Source organism: Rhodothermales bacterium (assembly GCA_013002345.1).
In the GTDB taxonomy this organism is placed as follows: Bacteria; Bacteroidota; Rhodothermia; order Rhodothermales; family JABDKH01; genus JABDKH01.
The window spans coordinates 1-7,155 of the sequence record JABDKH010000073.1 but is presented as its reverse complement, the minus strand read 5'-3'; the positions used below and the strand labels follow the sequence as shown (position 1 = coordinate 7,155).

Here is a 7,155-nt window from a genome sequence, read left to right as displayed (position 1 = left end):
GGAGAATCAGTACCTGCAGCGACTGACGGACGATCCATTTGCCGAGGACCTGGGAACGAGTTACCAGGATGTTGAGGGTGATCTGATTGACGAAGAGGCCCTGGAAGCCGAGATCTCCAGATCGACGCTGATCAACCTTTTCGAAGCGTCACTTATCGAAGCCGTTCGCCAGGGCGCGTCGGACCTTCATATCTATCCGAATGCCAGACGTCAGGTTGAGATACACTTCCGTATCGACGGTCGCCTGCGAAAATGGCATACCGAGGAAAAAGTACACCCCGAGGCGTTTCTGGCGGTCGTCAAGGACAACTCGGTTAACGTTGATCGATTCGAGCGCGACGCGGCGCAGGACGGGTTTGTTCAGCGTCGCATCGATGACGCTCTCATCCGATTTCGTGTGTCCGTCCTGCCGATTGCGACCGAGCGAGCGGATGTGCGGGCCGAAAGCATCGTAATTCGTGTGCTCGACGACCGTAAGGTGCTCACAGATCTGCGCAAGCTCGGAATGCTGGACGTTGCACTGGAGCGTTTCGACAAAGCTATTCGTCAACCTCATGGCATGGTGATCCTGACCGGACCTACGGGTTCGGGTAAGAGCACCACCCTGGTTGCCGCGCTCCACCAGGTGGTAACACCCGATGTCAATGTGCTGACGGTTGAAGATCCTGTCGAGTACATCATCAAGGGTGTTCGTCAGATCAAGCTGAACCACAAGTTGAATCTCGAGCAGGCGCTCCGCGCTATCCTGCGCCATGACCCTGACATCGTTATGGTTGGTGAGATGCGTGACAAAGAGACCGCTGAACTGGCAATCAAACTGGCCAACACGGGTCACCTCACGTTCTCAACGTTGCACACTAACGATGCACCGAGCGCCGTAAGCCGGCTCTATAAGATGGGCATCGAGCCGTTCCTGATCTCCTATGCCATTAACCTGATCGTGGCTCAGCGGCTCATTCGAACGGTGTGTCCCACCTGCAAGAAAGTGAACGACAGTCCGGATCGAATCTTGATGAAGAGTATTGGCTTCACCGAGGCGGAGATGGATGAGACGACGTTTTATTCGGCGTCGTATGACAAAGGATGTAGGACGTGCAAGGGAATCGGGTTCAAAGGACGCCGCGCTCTGTGTGAAACGCTGTACTTCTCACCGGCCATCCGTCATATGGTCGTCGAGGCAGGCGAGGCGATTGACGAGGATGCCATTCGGGAGCTGGCTATGGCCGAAGGCATGTTGACGCTGCAGGACTCGGCTCGCGAAATCGTTAAGATGGGCGAGACCACGGTTGAGGAAATGATCCGCGTGACGGCAAGCGAGTAGGGCGCGGGCTGTCTGTATCGATCAAGGTTGCCGCGGTCGCTGACCCTCGCTCGCAATGACCGGGTACGGTTGACGCTTGCTCGCGATGATGGTGATTTTCGCGGTGCGCCTTCCTTCGGCTCGCTCGCAACGACGAAACACCACTACTGCGCCACCTTCCACACCGTGTCGATCACACTGCCGTCGACCCACTTGATGATGGCGACCGGTTCATCGGTTACACGGGCCTTCGCCGGTGTCCCGACCAACGACTCCACCTCGCTCCTGATATCCTCGATACTCCGGATCGGCAGGTCAGTGCCTTTCACCGCATCGAGCAGATCCTGCCGTCGGGGGTTGATGGCAATTCCGCGTTCGCATACCACAACGTCGACGAGCTCTCCCGGACCGGTAACAGTTGTGACCTCATCGACGATCACGGGGATCCTGTCGCGGAAGGAGGGAAGAGCAAGAATCGTACAACCCGAGGCGAGACAGTTCTGCCATCCTCCGATCCCGTGCAACAGCATGCCGTCCGAATGTGTGACGACGTTGGCATTAAAGGACAGATCAACCTCGGTGGCACCGAGGACCACAGCGTCCACAATGCCGGCGAAGTTACCTTTTCCGTGGAAGTTGTATGACGTGAACGGGGATGTGGCCACGTGGCGTGGATCAGAGCCGATCGACTCGACGCCCGCCAGGTCGAATGTCTGTCCGTCGAGAATGTAATCCGTCAGTCCGTCCTTGAGCAGGTCCACCAGGTACTGCGACGATCCACCGCGTACAAACCGCGCCTTCACTCCGGCTTCGCGCATCATTTCTTTCAGGAAACCGACAAAAGCTAGCGCGATGCCGCCGGCGCCCGCCTGGAAGGAAAAGCCGTCGCGCATGATTCCCACGTCGCGCATGAACCGTGCAACGTACTCGGCGGTCAACAGCCGATCCGGACTCTTTGTGAGTTGAGTCGTGCCGGAAACGATCTTGGATGGATCGCCGATCGAGTCGACCTCCACTACATAGTCGACATTGTTGCCCTGGATCTGCCATGGCACGCACGGAAACGGCACCAGATTATCCGTAACGACGATGACGTGCTCGGCGTAGATCGAGTCTGCCAGAGCAAAACCCAGCGAGCCACACGCCGACGGACCATGGGAGCCGTCGGCGTTTCCGAACGCGTCGGCCGTCGGCGCCGCAATGACGGCGATATCGATCTTGACTTCGCCATCCTGGATCGCCTGCCATCTTCCGCCATGGGACCTCAGGACTCCCAGACCTCTCATATGTCCTTCGGAACAGTAGGCACCGAGAGGGCCGTTCATGCTTCCCTCGATATGGTGAACGACGCCGTTGTCCATCAGGTCGATCACTGGCGATTGGCACGGGAACGAGGCACTCGGAAACCACATCAGGTCTTTTACCCCCATCTCAGCGGCGGTCTGCAGTGCCATAAGCGCCACGCGGTCGCCGTTGCGAAGGTGATGATGGCTCGAAATCACCATACCGTCGCGCAACCCGCATCTCTCGAGCGCCGTCTTCAGATCCGGCACGCGCTTGTCGCCACTCGCTGGATAGTTCTTGCATGAGCGAATAGGTGGACCGTGCTTTCGGCCTACCGGCTCGAGCGCTCCGACGCCACGAAACGGCACCTGTGCCTTGCCGTTTGCCAGCGTTGGTACGCGACGTCCCAGGCTGTTTTCTACGAAGTCGAGTGATGTGCTGATCATCGGGTCAGGAGTCTGCCGCGTTCTTGGGAATGTCGGATTCATCTGATATAAGCCCGGCTCTTCGTGCCGTTTCGACGAGACGCTGGGCACGGATCACGACCGGGGGATCGATCATTTTTGAGCCGAGGCTCACAACACTCAGTCCCCGTGCCTGTGCCAACTCGAAGGCAGCAACAATCGTCAGTGATTTCTCTATCTCTGCTTCCGACGGGGCGAACGATTCGTGAATCGGCCGAATCTGACGAGGATGTATGCAGCCCATGCCTTCAAATCCCATCCCCTTTGATCGTGTGGCCCATGCTCTGAGGGCGTCCATGTCGCCGACGTTGCCAAAGACGGAGTCAATCGCCTGCAAACCGGCGGCGACCGAGGCGTTGACCAGTCGCATTCGCGCATAAAGAGACTCATCGCCCTCGAAGGTCTTTCGCACGCCCAGGTCGGCAGTATAGTCCTCCAATCCGATGGTCAGCGCGACGACATTTTCTGATGCGCGCGCGATGTCGAATGCGTTCTCGATGCCGAGCGCCGACTCCAGAATAGGCATGATCCAGATCGGCTCCGGCTGTTCTGTACCGCGCTGAATCTCACGTATTCTTTCCACGACCTGGCGTACATCGTCAACAGTCTGGGCTTTCGGAATCAGTATGAGATCCGGTGACTCCGGAATCACGGCATCGAGATCAAGAAGTCCCGCCTCGTGCTGGTTGATTCGTACCATGCGCTCACAGCCCCGGAAATCGAGGCATCGCAGTGCGTTCCGTACCACAATCCGCGCCGCGTCTTTCTCGAGTGGGTGAACCGAGTCTTCCAGATCGAGGATCACTGCGTCGGGCGCATGCAATGCCGCGTTGATCATGAACTTTGGCTCGTTGCCCGGCAGGTAAAGTCGCGAGCGACGAAGCCGGTCACGCTCGGTCCTTGGATACGTACGCGGATGGCGAGCCGGCCGTCCGTCGCCCTCGAGACCCAGCCTTCGCAATGCAGTCTCAACCCGGGCTGCAAGCACGAACGGGAGCGCACCCTGGTCCTCGACCGTTACGGTTGCGTCACCCAGTCCGAAAGCGTTTACGACTTCGGTCACATCTTTCCGGATAGATTCGCCGTACAGCGCCTCCGCCCTGGATGTGACATCGAGTGACAGGCCACCACGTTCGGTACGTTCGACAGATACGAACACGTCCGATCGTACGCCATCTCCACGACGGCCGGCCTCACTTCGGTTCACGTTGGCCCGACCGTTTGCTTCTGTCTGATTCGTCATGCGGGCTCCAGTTGACCGAGTTTCTCCAGGATGGCGTCAGTCGTTTCCCGTGTCGTCGCGGCACCTCGCCGAATCGAATCGGAACCACCGGGGATTTTCATCATGTCGTACGGCCGCACCTTGCCTTCACTAACGACCTCTGCCACTGCCTGCCGGACGCGCCGACCGCGCTCCTCTTCTCCCACGTGGTCGAGCAGCATCGCGGCACTGAGAATCATCGCGATCGGATTGACAATGGACGGGTCAAGATCCGCATACTTCGGCGCCGATCCATGTGTTGGTTCGAAGACGGCCACATCGTCACCGATATTGCCGGAACACGCAAAGCCGAGGCCCCCGACCAGACCGGCGAATGCATCCGAGACGATGTCGCCGAACAGATTGCCCGCAACGAGCACACCGTAGTCCTCCGGGTTTTTGGTCAGCCACATCATTTGTGCATCAATGTTGGTTGACCAGAGCTGGATGTCCGGATGATTCGCGTGCACTTCGCGTGCGACCTCCTCCATCATGCCCGAAGTCTCACGAAGTACATTGGGCTTCTCGCATACCGTGACGGACTTGTACCCGTGTTTTTCGGCATACGTGAATGCGGCCTCAACAATACGGCGGCAGGCGCGACGCGTGAAAAGACGAACCGACATCGCCACGTCTTTCGAGGGGACTTCGGCAAAGGCTGGAAACTTCGGGTGTAGTGCCAGTGCTTTGCGCACTTCCTCCGGGGGATCGGTCCACTCGATACCGCAATAGAGCCCTTCCGTGTTCTGTCGGAAGATGACGACGTCGACCGCCGGCTCCTCGAACCCGCCGTCCGCGGTCTGTCGAATGAAATTCAGTGGATTGCCGGCAAAAGACTTGCAGGGTCGGATACAAACATCCAGCCCAAAACGCTGTCGCATTCCAACGATCGGACTAAAGTAGACGTAGCCCTTGTCACGCAGGTGTGGCGCCAGGTCGGCCGCAGCCTCTTTCTTCGGCCTGGATGTGATCGCTCCAAAGAGCCCGAGCTTGTGCTCTTCCAGCAGCTTGATCGTTTTATCGGGCAGTGGGTTACCCTCCGTCCTCCAGAATTCCCACCCGATGTCGCCATGGACATAGTCGGCCTCAAAACCCACGGCGTCGAGGACGCGAAGCGCTTCAGGAAGCACGGATGCTCCAATCCCGTCGCCGGGCATCGTTACTACAGTTCGTCGCATGTTATTATGATGATTGTTGATGTTATTGCGCGTCGCCTGCGAGTCTGGCTCTCACGGTGTTCTCAATGCCACCGGACACCACGAGCGACTGCGGAACCGTTCCGAGCGGCGGAAATCGAAAACGACTGTCGCGAAACGAAATACTTCCGCTGGCGAAGTCGACGTCTAGCTCATCGCCGGGGATAGTCGTCAGATTCTGCTGCGACTCGTCCGACAATACCGTCTTGAGATGATCCACCAGATCGGGGCATTCGATGCAGATGAATCCGTTGTTGTACGCGTTCCGCAGGTAGGTCTGTGAGAAGCTGCCGGCAATGACCATTGCGATGCCCCTGGCCTGAAGCGCCGTGGCGGCCTGTTCGCGGCTGGAGCCGGTGCCGAAGTTCCGCCCGCTCACCAGGAGATCGCCTGGTCGGGTGCGTCGGGCGAAATCAGGGTCATAGTTCTCCATCACAACGCGCGCCATATCCTCACGCGTCATGTCCTCGCGGTAGGTGTAGTCTCCGGCGTAGATGCCGTCGGTATTCAGATTGTCCTTCGGAATGAAGACGAGCCGACCGGAGCGTGTGCGCGGAAAACCGTCGACGATGTCCACGGTCTCATCAATCTGAGCCAGCGGGATTGTCTCAAAGGATTTCGTCGGCGTGCGACCATTTGTCGTACCCGGCCCACTGATATAGCCGGAGATCGCCGAGGCAGCAACGACCTGCGGACTCGCCAGATACGCTTTTGCGTCCCGCGAGCCCATGCGCCCCTTAAAGTTTCGATTCGTGGCAGAGATGCCAACTTCGCCGGACTCGAGCGTTCCCGCACCCAGTCCGATGCATGGCCCGCACCCTGGCGGCAGCGGAATGGCGCCCGCATCGGTGAGGGTGTTCCAGACGCCTGACTGTTCGGACTCCTCCTGTATCTCGCGACTGGCGGCCGCGATGTAAAACTCAACGCCGGCAGCAACCTGCTTGCCGCTCATGACGGCAGCTGCTGCCTCGAGGTCAGACAAACGACTGTTGACACACGAGACGAGGTAGGCTTTGTTGATGGGGATCTTCTCGCTCTCAATTTCCGCAACCGACCGCATCGCTTGAACGGTATCTGGTCCGGACACGTGCGGTGTAATCTCGTTCAGATCAAGGACGATTCTCCCGGCGTACGCTGCATCCTCGTCGGGAGCGGGCGGGTTCGTCATCCAAAGATTCAGATCAGCATCGCTGATCCGATCGGATCCCCTCTTGTGAAGCACGCGGCTGCGAACACGCAAATAGTCAACCGTGACATCGTCCACGGGAAACCAGCCCGCCAGTGCTCCCCATTCCGTCGTCATGTTGGCGATCGTCATCCGTTCATCGATCGACAGTCCTGCGATGCCCGGCCCGGTAAACTCGACCACCGCATTCAGGACTTCGCCCTGATTGTACAGCCCGCAAAGCGTGATGATGACATCCTTTCCCGCGGCTCCATCCCGAAGCTCTCCGGTCAGGACGACCTGGATCGTCCTCGGGATCTGCCACCAGAACTCGCCGGTCGCCCAGATCGCTGCGGCATCTGTTCTCACTACGGGAGTACCGAGTGCGCCGAGCGCGCCATACATGTTCGAATGAGAATCCGAGCCCACAACCAGTGACCCGGGCAATACGTACCCGTGAGAGACCATCACCTGATGGCTGATAC

5 protein-coding genes are annotated in these 7,155 nt (G+C 58.6%); 1 reads left to right on the top strand and 4 read right to left on the bottom strand.

Features of this window, described 5'->3' with window-relative positions; genetic code table 11:
* The coding region (locus tag HKN37_03815) for a type II/IV secretion system protein (GenBank protein ID NNE45767.1) at positions 1 to 1,321 on the top strand (1,321 nt) is incomplete at its 5' end.
* 143 nt (positions 1,322 to 1,464) lie between these two features.
* On the opposite strand, the gene HKN37_03810 is transcribed toward HKN37_03815, so the two are convergent.
* The 4 genes from HKN37_03810 to HKN37_03795 all read right to left on the bottom strand — a co-directional run.
* Positions 1,465 to 3,030 (bottom strand): citrate lyase subunit alpha, encoded by a 1,566-nt coding sequence (locus HKN37_03810; GenBank protein ID NNE45766.1) that lies wholly within the window; start codon positions 3,028 to 3,030, stop codon positions 1,465 to 1,467.
* A gap of 4 nt (positions 3,031 to 3,034) precedes the next feature.
* Positions 3,035 to 4,291: a citrate lyase ACP gene (locus HKN37_03805; GenBank protein ID NNE45765.1), complete on the bottom strand. Its 1,257-nt coding sequence runs from the start codon at positions 4,289 to 4,291 to the stop codon at positions 3,035 to 3,037.
* Entirely contained in the window at positions 4,288 to 5,487 is a 1,200-nt protein-coding gene (locus HKN37_03800; GenBank protein ID NNE45764.1) for an isocitrate/isopropylmalate dehydrogenase family protein, read from the bottom strand. Before HKN37_03800 ends, HKN37_03805 begins: the two co-directional genes overlap by 4 nt.
* Positions 5,488 to 5,509: 22 nt before the next feature.
* Positions 5,510 to 7,155 (bottom strand): homoaconitase (locus HKN37_03795; protein NNE45763.1); only part of this gene is annotated, 1,646 nt, incomplete at its 5' end.